The organism is Pseudomonas sp. SLBN-26 (assembly GCF_006715895.1).
In the GTDB taxonomy this organism is placed as follows: Bacteria; Pseudomonadota; Gammaproteobacteria; order Pseudomonadales; family Pseudomonadaceae; genus Metapseudomonas; species Metapseudomonas otitidis.
Genome location: NZ_VFOB01000001.1, coordinates 5111981 through 5124989 on the forward strand (window position 1 = coordinate 5111981; position 13009 = coordinate 5124989).

At 68.3% G+C, this 13009-nt stretch carries 13 protein-coding genes; 2 read left to right on the top strand and 11 right to left on the bottom strand.

Annotated features, from left to right (window positions below):
- Nucleotides 1–9: 9 nt before the first annotated feature.
- On the bottom strand, nt 10–1152 hold the full coding sequence (locus FBY21_RS23620) for an efflux RND transporter periplasmic adaptor subunit (protein WP_139233723.1): 1143 nt from the start codon (nt 1150–1152) through the stop codon (nt 10–12).
- A 207-nt stretch (nt 1153–1359) separates the two neighbouring features.
- Here FBY21_RS23620 and FBY21_RS23625 point away from each other — a divergent pair, with 207 nt between their 5' ends.
- Entirely contained in the window at nt 1360–1992 is a 633-nt protein-coding gene (locus tag FBY21_RS23625) for a TetR family transcriptional regulator (protein ID WP_142014093.1), read from the top strand.
- Between the two features lie 3 nt (nt 1993–1995).
- On the opposite strand, the gene FBY21_RS23630 is transcribed toward FBY21_RS23625, so the two are convergent.
- The 5 genes from FBY21_RS23630 to FBY21_RS23650 all read right to left on the bottom strand — a co-directional run bounded on the left by FBY21_RS23630 (nt 1996) and on the right by FBY21_RS23650 (nt 8453).
- Nucleotides 1996–2883, bottom strand: a complete 888-nt coding sequence (locus tag FBY21_RS23630) for a LysR family transcriptional regulator (protein ID WP_074973987.1) — start codon at nt 2881–2883, stop codon at nt 1996–1998.
- Nucleotides 2884–2955: 72 nt separating this feature from the next.
- Nucleotides 2956–4725: a SulP family inorganic anion transporter gene (locus FBY21_RS23635; RefSeq protein ID WP_142014096.1), complete on the bottom strand. Its 1770-nt coding sequence runs from the start codon at nt 4723–4725 to the stop codon at nt 2956–2958.
- Nucleotides 4722–6458: a bifunctional protein tyrosine phosphatase family protein/NAD(P)/FAD-dependent oxidoreductase gene (locus FBY21_RS23640; RefSeq protein WP_142014100.1), complete on the bottom strand. Its 1737-nt coding sequence runs from the start codon at nt 6456–6458 to the stop codon at nt 4722–4724. The genes FBY21_RS23635 and FBY21_RS23640 overlap by 4 nt, the downstream gene beginning before the upstream one ends.
- 10 nt (nt 6459–6468) lie before the next feature.
- Nucleotides 6469–7332, bottom strand: a complete 864-nt coding sequence (locus FBY21_RS23645) for an MBL fold metallo-hydrolase (RefSeq protein ID WP_142014103.1) — start codon at nt 7330–7332, stop codon at nt 6469–6471.
- A 119-nt stretch (nt 7333–7451) separates the two neighbouring features.
- Nucleotides 7452–8453: an AraC family transcriptional regulator gene (locus FBY21_RS23650; protein WP_044412906.1), complete on the bottom strand. Its 1002-nt coding sequence runs from the start codon at nt 8451–8453 to the stop codon at nt 7452–7454.
- Nucleotides 8454–8669: 216 nt separating this feature from the next.
- On the opposite strand from FBY21_RS23650, the gene FBY21_RS23655 reads away from it, so the two are divergent.
- Nucleotides 8670–9425 carry an EAL domain-containing protein gene (locus FBY21_RS23655; RefSeq protein WP_044412904.1) on the top strand — a complete coding sequence of 252 codons (756 nt, stop codon included), beginning with the start codon at nt 8670–8672 and terminating at the stop codon, nt 9423–9425.
- 152 nt (nt 9426–9577) lie between these two features.
- Here the strand turns inward: FBY21_RS23655 and FBY21_RS23660 are convergent, their stop codons facing one another.
- Genes FBY21_RS23660 through cydP form a run of 5 tightly spaced genes read right to left on the bottom strand, consistent with a single transcriptional unit; the run spans nt 9578 to nt 12920 of the window.
- Complete coding sequence (locus FBY21_RS23660) at nt 9578–9871, bottom strand: cyd operon YbgE family protein (protein WP_232060765.1); 294 nt, start codon at nt 9869–9871, stop codon at nt 9578–9580.
- On the bottom strand, nt 9864–9974 hold the full coding sequence (gene cydX, locus FBY21_RS23665; protein ID WP_142014109.1) for a cytochrome bd-I oxidase subunit CydX: 111 nt from the start codon (nt 9972–9974) through the stop codon (nt 9864–9866). The genes FBY21_RS23660 and cydX overlap by 8 nt, the downstream gene beginning before the upstream one ends.
- Nucleotides 9975–9986: 12 nt before the next feature.
- Nucleotides 9987–11129: a cytochrome d ubiquinol oxidase subunit II gene (gene cydB / locus FBY21_RS23670; RefSeq protein ID WP_142014112.1), complete on the bottom strand. Its 1143-nt coding sequence runs from the start codon at nt 11127–11129 to the stop codon at nt 9987–9989.
- Between the two features lie 10 nt (nt 11130–11139).
- A complete protein-coding gene (locus FBY21_RS23675) occupies nt 11140–12702 on the bottom strand; it encodes a cytochrome ubiquinol oxidase subunit I (protein ID WP_142014115.1) in 1563 nt (520 codons plus the stop codon).
- Nucleotides 12699–12920 carry a cytochrome oxidase putative small subunit CydP gene (gene cydP, locus FBY21_RS23680; protein WP_052807659.1) on the bottom strand — a complete coding sequence of 74 codons (222 nt, stop codon included), beginning with the start codon at nt 12918–12920 and terminating at the stop codon, nt 12699–12701. Before cydP ends, FBY21_RS23675 begins: the two co-directional genes overlap by 4 nt.
- Nucleotides 12921–13009 lie beyond the last annotated feature (89 nt).

A 13009-nucleotide genomic window follows, 5' to 3' on the forward strand; every position in this document is an offset into this window, starting at 1 on the left:
ACGGGCTCCTTATGAGCGCTTGGCCGGCTCGGCTTCGGCGGGCTTGGCCTGGGCCACGTTGGTCGCCGGGGCGGGCTTGACCTCGATGCCGGGCTGGACGAACTGCAGGCCTTCGGTGATCAGGCGATCACCCGGGTTCAGGCCCTTGGTCACCAGCCAGCGGTCACCCACGGCACGGTCGGCTTCCAGCGGGCGCATCTCCACCTTGTTCTCGGCATTCACCACCATGGCCACGGCCTGGCCCTTGAGGTCGCGAGTCACGCCCTGCTGGGGCGCGAGGATGGCCTGCTGGTTGACGCCGGAGCTGAGCTGGGCGTGCACGAACATGCCCGGCAGCAGGGTGTGCTCGGGGTTGGGGAACATGGCGCGCAGGGTCACCGAGCCGGTGCCTTCGTCCACCGACACCTCGGAGAACTCCAGGGTGCCTTCGTGCTCGTAGGTGCTGCCGTCTTCCAGGGTCAGGCGCACCTTGGCGGCGTTGTCGCCGGCCTTCTGCAGCTGGCCGCTCTCCAGGTCACGGCGCAGGCGCAGCAGCTCCTTGGTGGACTGGGTGACGTCGACGTAGATCGGGTCGAGCTGCTGGATGGTGGCCATGGCGGTGGTCTGGCCGTTGTTGACCAGCGCGCCCTCGGTCACGGCGGAACGGCCGATGCGGCCGCTGATGGGGGCCAGCACCTTGGTGTAGCGCAGGTCGATGCGGGCCTTCTCCAGTGCCGCTTCGGCGGTCAGCTGGGCGGCGCGGGCCTCGTCGTAGGACTGGCGGCTCACGGCCTGGTCGCTCACCAGGGCCTTGTAGCGGTCGGCCAGGGAGCGGGCGGAGGCGAGGGTCGCCTCGGCGCTCTTCAGCGATGCCTGATAGACGGACGGGTCGATCTGGTACAGCTGCTGGCCGGCCTTCACCTCGGTGCCTTCCTGGAACAGGCGCTTCTGGATGATGCCGTCCACCTGCGGGCGTACCTCGGCGATGCGGAAAGCGCTGGTGCGGCCCGGCAGCTCGGTGGTCAGCGTGTAGGGCTCGGCCTGCAGGGTCACGATGCCCACCTGGGGCGTCTGCTGAGGCGGCGGTGCCGAGGCCTCCTGGCACCCTACGAGCGTGAACGTAGCCAGAGCGACGGCGGAAACCATGGCGGCGAAGGCTGGCTTCTTCTGCATCTGTGTAAGACCTCGTTGTGAGAATTCGTGTGCCCGAACGGGCGAAACCCTCACTGGGAGTGAGGGTAGATTCTTTAGGTTGCTAACGAATATACTTACATGCGTGAACGTTTGTAAATGATTCTTCCTGTATCTCTGTCAGAGAATGTGTCGATAGAGATGTGGGATTTCTCCTATTCGCCCTTTTCATGTGAAGCACCTGTAGGCATGGCCAGACGAACCAAGGAAGAAGCCGAGGAAACCCGCATCCAGATCCTGGATGCCGCCGAGCGCGTCTTTTATGACAAGGGCGTCTCCCGCGCCTCGCTGGCGGAGATCGCCTCGGATGCGGGGGTGTCGCGGGGCGCCATCTATTGGCACTTCGAGAACAAGGTCGACCTGTTCCAGGCCCTCTGCGAGCGCCTGCGCAGCCCGCTTGAGGAGCTGGCCCGCGCCAGCGAGAGCGAGCGCGAGAGCGACCCCCTCGGGCGCATGCGCCAGCTGCTGGTGCGCCTGCTGCTGCGCCTGGTGGATGACCCGCAGAGCCGTCGCATCACCGAAATACTCCAGCACAAGTGCGAATACACCGACGACCTGGGCGACCTGCGGCGCCGGATGCAGGAATTCGGCATCGAGTGCGACCAGCGCATCGCCCGCACCCTGGCCAATGCCGTCGGCAAGGGCCAGTTGCCGGCCGACCTCGACTGCCCGCGTGCCGCCGTGGCGGTGCATGCCTACATCGACGGGCTGCAGGCCAACTGGCTGCTGGTGCCGGAAGGCCTCGACCTGGAGCACCAGGCCGAAGCCATGGTGGATGCCCTGCTGGACATGCTCCGCTTCAGCCCCGCCCTGCGCCGCTGAGCCTCAGCCGGCCAGGCGCGCCTGGAGGAAGTCGAGGAAGCACTGGATGCGCAGGGCCAGCTGGGTGTTGCGGTAGTACACCGCGTGGATCGGCTGGCGATAGTCGCTCATGGCCTCCCCCAGCAGCTTCACCAGCCGCCCCTCGGCCAGGTCCCGATCACTCATGAAGCTCGCCAGGCAAGCGATGCCCTCGCCGGCCAGGGCCAGCTGGCGCAGCGTCTCGCCGGAGGAGGCGCTGAGGCTCGGGGTGATCCGCCACTGCTCGCCCCCCGCGTGCCGCAACGGCCACAGGTTCAGGCTCTCCGGCTGGGTGAAGCCCAGCAGGCTGTGCCCGGCCAGGTCCTCCACCCGCTCGGGCCGGCCCTGGCGGGCCAGGTAGTCGGGGCTGGCCAGCAGGTGCAGGCGGCTGGCCCCCAGCGGGCGGGCGTGGAGGCTGGAATCCCCCAGCGGGCCGATGCGGATGGCCACGTCGGTGCGCTGCTCCAGCAGGTCGATGATCTGGTCGTTGGTGTTCAGCTCCAGCTGGATGTCCGGGTACAGCGCGCGGAAGGCGCCGACGTGGGGCACCACCGCGTGCAGCATGAAGGGCGAGGCGGCGTTGACCCGCAGGCGCCCGGCGGGGCGTTGGCGGCGCAGGGCCAGGCGCTCTTCGAGGCTGTCCATGCGCTGCAGGATGTCCCGCGCCTGGTCGAGGAAGAAGCGCCCCTCCTCGGTCAGCTCCATGCGCCGGGTGGTGCGGTTGAGCAGGGTGGTGGCGAGCTTGCCCTCCAGCCGCGCGAGGCTGCGGCTGATGGCCGAGGGCGTCAGGTGCAACTGTTCGGCAGCGGCGCTGATGGAACCGCAGTCGACGACCGCGACGAAGTGCAGGAGCTCATCGGAAGTGGCTTTCATGGCGGCTCATTCGTGAACGGGGCGCAAATGCCGGGCAAGCATAGCGCCCCTTCGGGCACGAATGAGCGGCTGTCAGGGCGAGCGCCGGGGCAGGTGCGCCACGCACGGGTGGTGCGGCGCCGGCTCCTGCAGGCTGTCCGGCGCCAGGGCTTTCAGCGCCTGGTACTGGCTGAGGAACACCTGCCCGCCGAAGGTGCGCAGGAAGGTGCTGCGACCGAGCTGGTCCATCACCGGGCCCTTCACCTCGGACAGGTGCAACTGCACGTCGCTGGCCCGCAGGCGCTCGACGATGGCCTCCAGGGAATCCAGCGCACTGGCGTCGATCAGGTTCACCCCCGAGCACATCAGCACCAGGTGGCGCACCTGGGGCCGTTGGGCGATCAGCTCGACGATGCGCTCCTCCAGATAGCGGGCGTTGGGGAAGTACAGGCTCTCGTCCACCCGCAGGGACAGCACCGTCGGGCTCTCGTTGACCGCATGGCGCTCGACGTTGCGGAAGTGTTCGCTGCCCGGCACCTGGCCCACCACCGCCATGTGCGGCCGGCTGGTGCGCCAGAGGAACAGCAGCAGCGACAGGCCCACACCCAGCAGGATGCCGCTCTCCACCCCCATCAGCAGCACGCCGGCCATGGTGGCCAGCTGCGCGGCGCCGTCCTGCCAGGCGTAGCGCCAGGTGCGCAGCAGCGAGCCCAGGTCCACCAGGCTGAGCACCGCGACGATGATGGTGGCGGCCAGCACCGCCTGGGGCAGTTCGTGCAGCAGCGGCGTCAGCAGCAGGGTGCCGAGGGCGATGCCGCCGGCGGTCATCACCCCGGCCAGGGGCGTCTGCGCGCCGGCGTCGTGGTTCACCACCGAGCGGGCGAAGCCGCCGGTGACCGGGAAGCCGCCGCTGAAGGCCGCCGCCACGTTGGCCGCACCGAGGCCGAGCAGCTCGTTGTCCGGGCCGATGCGCTGGCGCCGGGTGGCGGCCAGGGTCTGCGCCACCGACACCGATTCGACGAAACCCACCAGGCTGATGAGCAGGGCGGAAGGCAGCAGCTTGGCTGCCAGCGCCGGGTCCAGGCTGGGCAGGGTGAACCCGGGCAGCCCCGAGGGAATGTCCCCCACCACCTTCACCCCGTGGGCGCCGAGGCCCAGCAGGCTGACGGCGAGGATCGCCACCACGATGGCCAGGGCCGGCGCCGCCCGTGCCAGGGCGCTGGCCAGGCCGGCGGGCAGGCCGAGGCGGAGCAGGGTGGCCTTGGCCCGGCTGCGCGCCCACCACAGCCACAGCAGGCTGAGCCCGCCGATCAGCAGCGTGGTGGGGTTCAGCGAGGGCAGGTGCTGGACCAGCGAGGGCAGCAGCTCCGGCAGGGTGTCGCCGCCGGCCTGCACACCCAGGAGGTGCTTGAGCTGGCCGCAGGCGATCAGCAGCCCGGAGGCGCTGATGAAGCCGGAGATCACCGGGTGGCTCAGGAAGTTGGCGAGAAACCCCAGGCGCAGCACCGCCATGCCCGCCAGCAGCAGGCCGCTGAGCAGGGCCAGCAGCAGGGCGGCGCTGGCGTACTCGGCACTGCCGGCGGGGAACAGCGGCTGCAGGGTGCTGGCGGTCATCAGCGACACCACCGCCACCGGCCCCACCGCCAGGGTGCGGCTGGAGCCGAACAGCGCATAGGCCAGCAACGGCAGGATGCTGGCGTAGAGCCCGGCGATGGGGGGCAGCCCGGCGAGCATGGCGTAGGCCAGGCTCTGGGGCACCAGCATCAGGGTCACGATCACTGCGGCGAGGGCGTCCTGGCCGGCGGCGGCGCGGTCGTAGCCACGCAGCCAGTCGGTGAAGGGCAGCCAGTGCTTGAGGCTCACTTCTGTTCCCGCTCGAAATCGCAGGCGGCCGGGGCCTCCACCGCCAGGGGTTCATGGGGCAGGTGCCTGGGCTCGGCCAGCCACTCGCGGCCTCGCAGCATCATGTCGAAGTAGATGCCGGGCATGGCCCGCACCTTCAGGTCCCAGGCCAGGCGGCGTGGCACCCGTGGGTCGAGGGGGAAGGTGGGCAGCAGCTTGCCGCCGTAGCCGAACTCGGCCAGCACCACCTTGCCGCGTTCCACGGTGAGCGGGCAGGCGCCGTAGCCGTCGTAGAGCGCCCGTGGCCCACGGCCGGCCAGCACCGCCAGGAGGTTCTCCGCCACCACCGGGGCCTGCTTGCGCACGGCGGCGGCGGTCTTGGCATTGGGCGCGGCGCAGACGTCACCCAGGCTGAAGATGTTGCCGAAGCGCGGGTGGCGCAGGGTCTCGTGGTCGGCCTCGACCCAGCCCTCGGCGTTGGCCAGCACGCTGTCGCGGATGAAGCGCGGGGCCTTCTGCGGCGGCACCACATGGAGCAGGTCGAAGGTCTTCTCCAGCTCATGGACCTGGCCGTCCTTGTCGGTCTGGCGGAACCAGGCGCGCCGCGCCGGGCCGTCCACCTTCACCAGTTGCGTGGTCAGCTGCAGGTTCACGCCGTAGCGCTCGATGTAGCCCATCAGCGTCGGAACGAAGTCGGCCACGCCGAACAGCGCGGCACCGGCGCTGCAGAACTCGGGCTGGATGGCGCCCAGCCGACCCTCGCGCTGCCACCAGTCGCAGGACAGGTAGAGCGCCTTCTGCGGTGCGCCGGCGCATTTGATCGGCATCGGCGGCTGGGTGAACAGGGCGCGCCCTTCGCGCAAGTCCTGCACCAGGCGCCAGGTGTAGGGCGCCAGCTCGAAGCGGTAGTTGGAAGTGACGCCGTTGCGGCCGAGGGTTTCCTCCAGGCCGTCGATGGCGCCCCAGTCCAGGCTCAGCCCCGGGCACACCACCAGGGCCCGGTAGGCGAGGCGGGTGCCGTCTTCCAGCACCACGCACTGCTGCTCCGGCTCGAAGGCGGCCACGGCGGCGTGCACCCACTGCGCCTGGGGTGGGATGCACTGGGCCATGGGGCGTTCGGTGCGGGCGCGGTCGAACACCCCGGCGCCCACCAGGGTCCAGCCGGGCTGGTAGTGGTGCTGGTCGCGGGGCTCCACCACGGCGATGCGCAAGCCGGGCTGGCGCTTGAGCAGGCTGGCGGTCACCGCGCAGCCGGCGGCACCGCCGCCCACCACCACCACGTCGTAGCGCTGGCCGGGGCTGGCGTGGCTGGGTTCGGCACGCGGTGCGTCCTGCCAGCGCTGCTCCAGGCGCGGGGCCAGGCCGCTGAGGTCGTAGCCGGCCTCGCGGGCGTTGGCCAGCAGGGCCAACGGGTCGAGGTGATGGGCTTCGCTGAGGGCCCACAGGCTGCAGGAGCGGGTGCCGGTCCTGCAGTAGGCCAGCACCGGGCCACGCACCTGGGCGAGGAGGACGTTGAAGGCCTCGACGTCGGCATCGCGGATCTGTCCGGACACCACCGGCAGGTGGTGGTAGTCGAGGCCGTTGGCCTGGGCGGCGGCCTGCATCTCGGCGGAGCTGGGCTGCTGCTCGCCCTCGTTGTCCGGACGGTTGTTGATCACGCAGCGGTAGCCCGCGGCGGCCAGGGTGCCCATGTCCGCCGGCTGCAACTGGGTGGAGACGGCGATGAAGGGGGTGAGGCGCTTGATGCTGTCCATGGTCGGCCTCTCAGAGTGCGTTCAGGGGAATCTTCAGGTAGCGGGTGCCGTTGGCCTCGGCCGGCGGCAACTGCCCGGCGCGCATGTTCACCTGCACCGAGGGCAGGATCAGGGCGGGCATGCCGAGGGTGGCGTCGCGGGCCTGGCGCATGGCGACGAACTCGTCTTCGCTGATGCCTTCATGCACGTGCACGTTGTGGGCACGTTCCTCGCCCACGCTGGTCTGGTAGAGGAAGTGCTCGCGCCCCGGGGCCTTGTAGTCGTGGCACATGAACAGGCGGGTGGTGTCCGGCAGGGTGAACAGCCGGCGGATGGAGCGGTACAGGGTGCGCGCGTCGCCGCCGGGGAAGTCGCAGCGGGCGGTGCCGTAGTCGGGCATGAACAGGGTGTCGCCGACGAACGCGGCGTCGCCGATCAGGTAGGTCATGCAGGCCGGGGTGTGGCCGGGGGTGTGCAGCGCCTGGGCCTGGATGCCGCCGACGCTGAAGCGGTCGCCGTCCTTGAGCAGGTGGTCGAACTGGCTGCCGTCGGTGGCGAAGCCGCTCTCGGCGTTGAACAGCGTGCCGAAGGTCCGCTGCACCACGGTGATGTGCTCGCCGATGGCCAGCCTGCCGCCCAGCTGGCGCTGGATGTAGGGTGCGGCGGAGAGGTGGTCGGCGTGTACGTGGGTTTCCAGGATCCACTCCAGGGTCAGCCCCTGTTCGCGCACGTAGGCGATCAGGCGGTCGGCGCTGGCGGTGCGGGTGCGACCGGCGGCGGGGTCGTAGTCGAGCACCGAGTCCACCACGGCGCAGCGCCGGGAGGCCGGGTCGCTCACCACATAGCTGTAGGTGAAGGTGGCGGGGTCGAAGAAGGGTTCAACGTGGGCAGTCATGGTTCAGCTCTCCTTAAATACCCCTTGGGGTATTTGTATGATGCTGAGCATAGCTGCCATCCAGTTATATATTTATATTTTTTTGATATATGCGGCGGCGCGCTGAAACCTTCGGGTATTCAACCCAGGTCGGCGCGGTAGCGATTGGGCGACATGCCGAACCAGCGCAGGCAGGCCTTGTGGAAACTGCTCTGGTCGTTGAAGCCGAGGGTGGTGGCGATGTACTTGATGCTCCGCGTGGAGCGCCTCAGGTAGTCGTGGGCCAGGCGCAGGCGGCAATCGTCGGCGATGGCCTTGAAGTGGGTGTCCTCGCGATCCAGCGCGTTCTGCAGGCTGCGCGGGCTGAGGCCCAGGCGCTCGGCGATGTCCGGCAGGGTAGGGCGGGCCTGGGCGGCGATCAGCTCCATCAGCAGGCGGCGCACCCGGGCCGCCACCGAACCGTTGAGGATCTCGTGGGCCATGTGCTGGGCGCGCTCGGCATGCAGGGCGTCCAGCGCTTCGTCGGCGGTGGGCAGCGGCAGCTCGGCGATGGACGGGCAGAACACCAGGGCATTGGTGCGCGCGGAGAACACCAGGTCCGGGCCGAACAGGCGCGCCAGGCGGGCGGTGTTCTCCGGCTCGGGGTAGGTGAACTCCACGCGGATCGGCATCGGCCGGTGATAGGGCTCCAGCCAGTGGATCAGCGCCAGCACCAGCGCCGCGCCAGCGTCGAGGAAGGCCCGGGGGGCGCTCAGCTGGCCCAGCTCGCGCCCGTGCAGCACCAGGTTGCCGGCGCTGTCCCGGTCGAGGAACAGCTGCGAGCCACTGCTGATCAGCGGGTGGTACTCCACCACCCGTTCCAGCGCGTTGCCCAGGGTCGGGGCGGACATGATGCTGTAGGTGAACGGGCTCCACACCGAGGGATGGGCGTAGTGGTAGGCCAGCAGGCCCAGATCCGGGTTGCCGGTCTGCCGCAGGGCCTCGTCGAACAGGCCGTAGATCACTGCCGTCCGGATTGGCGCGCCACTGGCCAGCGCGGCTTCGATCTCCTGTGCGGGGATCGCCAGGCTGTCCGGGTCGACTCCTGACTTGACCAGGGCCTTCCACAGGACCTTCGAACAGGCGGCGGTAATCGCGTACATGAATCTATCCAGGCCGGGTCATTGAGTTCTTGGAAGTGGGGTCGCCCTGTACTTCAGGACAAGGAAAAGGTGTCCCCGGACACTTACCGCGCATTTCTTCGCAATAGGATAATTTCCGTGAAAAACTTCACAAAGTTTTATGTGCGTGCATGTTCCCGCGCATGCCGGTTCTTTGTGGATTTAAAACATTCATCGAGGTCGTCCTTGTGTGCGCGCATGTCCCAATCCAGTGATCTTGCCTGTGAGTTCTACGATGCATTGAACGACGGGAAGTTGGGCCTGGCCTTTCAACCGGTGGTCCATTCCCGGCACCCCCATCGTGTTCTCTATTACGAAGGCCTGCTGCGCAGCCTGGCCGAACCGTTTCCCTGCAATCCCATCGCCCTGCTGGAGCGCCTGGGGCGTATCCGCCTGCTGGACGCCTCGGTGGTGTCCAACGTCGTGCGCTTGCTGGACCGCAACCCAGCCCTCACCCTCGGCTGCAACATCTCGGCCCTGAGCGCCACCCTCGACCCCGGCTGGGAGGCTCTGGGCGGCCTGTTCGAGGACCGTCCGGAACTGGCCGGTCGGCTGGTCATCGAGATCACCGAGAGCGCCCGCTTCGGCAGCCACGCCGATGCCCTGGCGTTCTTCCAGCGCTTCTCCCACCTGGGTTGCAAGGTGGCGGTGGACGACCTCGGCGCCGGCTGCTTCACCCTGGATTTCGTCGCCGAGGCGCGCCCCGGCATCATCAAGATCGACCGCAGCTACCTGGTGGAAGCACGGGAGGGTGGCTCGGCACTCAGGCGTCTGGAACAGGTCGTCGAAACCTGCCGGGATATATCCCCGGTGGTGGTACTCGAAGGCATCGAAACCCCGGCCGACCATCAACTTGCCTGCGCGGTAAATGTCGAATGGCTGCAAGGCTTCTTGTTCGGCATGCCGCGTGTCGATCACCCGGATATACCGGGCAATGGATCACTGAAGTTCTGATGGGTATGCGCGAGAGTTGCGCAGCTTAACCGTCTGGTGAATGCACTGGCGTGGCGTTGATAACACTTTCGAACATGGGCGAAGTGCAATTGTAAGTTGACCAACTCGACAACTTCACAACTGCCGATACCCCCCGCCTTGCGCGGGGGCGTTCAGAAACCCTGCGCCCGGGCCAGCAGCGCGTAGCCCAGCACCAGCAACGGCCAGGCGCACCAGGGGCTGAACAGCAGGCGCCAGGGCAGGGCGCGCGGGACGAAGCCCACGCCGTGGACGAAACCGCCGCTGATGCCGAGCATGGTCAGCATCAGCAGGCCGTGGGAGTAGGCGCCCGCGTCGTCGACGAAGGCACCGGGGTGGATCAGCAACAGCAGCGCGAGCGGCGCCGCCAGCAGCAGCGAGAGCGCTCGCCCCAGCGGGGCGGCGCTCAGGGCGCGGGGCTCAGTCATTGGCGTCCTCATCCAGGTTCTGCGTGGTTTCCAGCCACAGCGCGTTGATGATCCCGAAGCTGCAGGCCAGCAGCACACCGAGTATCCAGGCGAAGTACCACATGGTCGGGCTCCTTCAGTAGAGGCGATGGGTGTTTTCGTCGATGTGCGCGGTGGTCACCCGGCCCCACATCTTCGCGTAGCCCCAGAGGGTGTAGATCAGGATCAGCGGCACGAAGAGGCAGGCCACCACGAACATGATTCCCAGGGTCTTGTGGCTGGACACCGCGTCCCACACCGTCAGGCTCGACATCGGGTCCAGCGAGGACGGCATGACGAAGGGGAACAGCGCGAAGCCGGCGGTGCACAGGGTGCCGACGATGGCCAGGCTCGACCCGAGGAAGGCCAGCCCGCCGCGCCGCGCCGAGGCGCCGGCCAGGGCCAGCAGCGCGCCGAGCACGCCGAGCACCGGCGCCAGCATGGTCCACGGGTAGGCCGCGTAGTTGCCCAGCCAGCCGGGATTGCCGGCGGCCACCTGCTTGGCCAGCGGGCTCAGTGCCTTGCCGGTCTCCAGCGGGGCGGCGATCACCTGCCCGCCGATGCCGCCCAGCCACAGCCAGGCCCCCGCAGCGAGGAAGGCCGCCAGGTACACCAGCGCCGCCACCTGCGCCGCGCGCCGGCTGCGCAGGGCGACATCGCCCTCGGTGCGCATCATCAGCCAGGTGGCCCCGTGCAGCATCAGCATCGACAGGCTGGTCACCCCGGCCACCAGGCCGAAGGGGTTGAGCAGTTGCCAGAAGCTGCCGTGGTAGCTCACCCGCAGGTCCCCGTCGAACTGGAAGGGCACGCCCAGCAGCAGGTTGCCGAAGGCCACGCCGAACACCAGCGAGGGCACCAGCGCCCCGGCGAACAGCCCCCAGTCCCAGGTCTGCCGCCAGCGGGTGTTGGCCAGCTTGCTGCGGTAGTCGAAGCCCACCGGGCGCACGAACAGGGCGAACAGCACCAGCAGCATCGCCCAGTAGAAGCCCGAGAAGGCGGCGGCGTAGACCAGCGGCCAGGCGGCGAACAGCGCGCCGCCGGCGGTGATCAGCCAGACCTGGTTGCCGTCCCAGTGCGGCGCGATGGTGTTGATCACCACCCGGCGCTCACTGTCGGTGCGGCCGACGATCGGCAGCAGCGCCGCCGCCCCCAGGTCGAAACCGTCGGTCAGGGCGAAGCCGATCAGCAGCACGCCCACCAGGACCCACCAGATCAGCTTGAGGCTTTCGTAATCCAGCATGGCGGTCTCCTCAGGCAGCGGCCGGTTGTTGCTCGAAGTGGTAGCGCCCGGTGTGCAGGCTGGAGGGCCCGAGCCGCGCGAAGCGGATCATCAGGTACATCTCCACCACCAGCAGCAGGCTGTAGAAGGCGATCAGCGCGGTCAGCGAGCCCCACACATCGCCGGTGCTCAGGCTCGAGGTGGACAGGTGCGTCGGCAGCACCTCGCCGATGGACCAGGGCTGGCGGCCGTGCTCGGCCACGTACCAGCCGGTCTGCGCAGCGAGCCACGGCAGCGGCAGGCTCCACAGCGCCCACTTCAGCAGCCAGGGCTTGCGCTCCTCGTTCTTGCGCGCCGAGGCCCAGAAGGCACAGGCGAACAGCGCCAGCATGAGGAAGCCGGCGGCCACCATGACGCGGAAGCTGAAGAACAGCGAAAGCACGTCGGGGATGGTGTCCAGGCTGGCCTGGCGCACCTGCTCGTCGGTCGCGTCCACCACCTTGTCGGTGTACTTCTTCAGCAGCAGGCCGTAGCCCAGGTCCAGCTTCACCGCGTTGAAGGCCGCCAGGGTGGCCTCGCTGCGGTCACCGCCGCGCAGTTGCTCCAGCAGCGCGTAGGCCTTCATGCCATTGCGTATGCGTGCCTCGTGCTGCACCAGCAGGTCCTTGATGCCGGTGACCTCCTTGTCCAGCGAGCGGGTGGCGATCAGGCCCAGCACATAGGGGATCTTGATGGCGTAGTCGGTGCGCATGGCCGCCTGGTCGGGGATGCCGAACAGGGTGAAGCCCGCCGGTGCCGGGTGGGTGTCCCACTCGGCCTCGATGGCCGCCAGCTTGGTCTTCTGCACGTCGCCGATCTCGTAGCCGGACTCGTCGCCCAGCACGATCACCGAGAGGATCGACGCCAGGCCGAAGGCCGAGGCGATGGCGAAGGAGCGGCGGGCGAAGCCCTGGTCGCGCTTCTTCAGCAGGTACCAGCTGGAGATGGCCAGCACGAAGATCGCCCCGGTCACGTAGCCGGCCGCCACGGTGTGGACGAACTTGACCTGGGCCACCGGGTTGAACAGCAGGGCGCCGAAGTCGGTCAGCTCCATGCGCATGGTCTCGAAGTTGAACTCCGCGCCCACCGGGTTCTGCATCCAGCCGTTGGCGATCAGGATCCACAGCGCCGAGAGGTTCGAGCCCAGCGCGACCAGCCAGGTCACGGTCAGGTGCTGCACGCGGGTGAGGCGGTCCCAGCCGAAGAAGAACAGGCCGATGAAGGTGGATTCGAGGAAGAACGCCATCAGGCCCTCGATGGCCAGCGGCGCCCCGAAGATGTCCCCCACGTAGTGGCTGTAGTAGGCCCAGTTGGTGCCGAACTGGAACTCCATGGTCAGCCCGGTGGTGACGCCGAGGGCAAAGTTGATGCCGAACAGCTTGCCCCAGAACTGCGTCATGTCCTTGTACACCTGCTTGCCGGTCATCACGTACACCGACTCCATGATCGCCAGCAGGAACGACAGGCCGAGCGTCAGGGGCACGAACAGGAAGTGGTACATCGCAGTCAGGGCGAACTGCAGGCGCGATAGATCGACGACTGCTTCCGTGATCATCTCGGGCTCTCCTCAGTGGATGGTTGGGGGGATGCGGAAGGGGGCGTGGGCGCATCGAGCAGGCGGGCGGCCGTGCGTGATGCGCCGTCACGGGGGACCGTGGGGGCGTCGAACCAGAGCGTCTTGATGCCCCAGAGCAGCAGGAGCTTGATCAGCAGGATGCAGGTGATTTCCCTGACCAGGGTGCGCGAGGACATGAGCGTACGACGTGTGTGCATGCCAGATACCCCTTGGGGTATGAATGGTCCCTATTCTTGATCCTGGCCATCTCCCTGCACAAGGTGTGGGTAATGCGGCTGGGTGTCGC

What these genes read in the sequence shown, in the direction of transcription:
- FBY21_RS23620 (WP_139233723.1), bottom strand. Translation starts at nt 1,152, where the DNA reads ATGCAGAAGAAGCCAGCCTTCGCCGCCATGGTTTCCGCCGTCGCTCTG.
- FBY21_RS23625 (WP_142014093.1), top strand. Translation starts at nt 1,360, where the DNA reads ATGGCCAGACGAACCAAGGAAGAAGCCGAGGAAACCCGCATCCAGATC.
- FBY21_RS23630 (WP_074973987.1), bottom strand. Translation starts at nt 2,883, where the DNA reads ATGAAAGCCACTTCCGATGAGCTCCTGCACTTCGTCGCGGTCGTCGAC.
- FBY21_RS23640 (WP_142014100.1), bottom strand. Translation starts at nt 6,458, where the DNA reads ATGGACAGCATCAAGCGCCTCACCCCCTTCATCGCCGTCTCCACCCAG.
- FBY21_RS23645 (WP_142014103.1), bottom strand. Translation starts at nt 7,332, where the DNA reads ATGACTGCCCACGTTGAACCCTTCTTCGACCCCGCCACCTTCACCTAC.
- FBY21_RS23650 (WP_044412906.1), bottom strand. Translation starts at nt 8,453, where the DNA reads ATGTACGCGATTACCGCCGCCTGTTCGAAGGTCCTGTGGAAGGCCCTG.
- FBY21_RS23655 (WP_044412904.1), top strand. Translation starts at nt 8,670, where the DNA reads ATGTCCCAATCCAGTGATCTTGCCTGTGAGTTCTACGATGCATTGAAC.
- FBY21_RS23660 (WP_232060765.1), bottom strand. Translation starts at nt 9,871, where the DNA reads ATGACTGAGCCCCGCGCCCTGAGCGCCGCCCCGCTGGGGCGAGCGCTC.
- cydX (WP_142014109.1), bottom strand. Translation starts at nt 9,974, where the DNA reads ATGTGGTACTTCGCCTGGATACTCGGTGTGCTGCTGGCCTGCAGCTTC.
- cydB (WP_142014112.1), bottom strand. Translation starts at nt 11,129, where the DNA reads ATGCTGGATTACGAAAGCCTCAAGCTGATCTGGTGGGTCCTGGTGGGC.
- FBY21_RS23675 (WP_142014115.1), bottom strand. Translation starts at nt 12,702, where the DNA reads ATGATCACGGAAGCAGTCGTCGATCTATCGCGCCTGCAGTTCGCCCTG.
- cydP (WP_052807659.1), bottom strand. Translation starts at nt 12,920, where the DNA reads ATGCACACACGTCGTACGCTCATGTCCTCGCGCACCCTGGTCAGGGAA.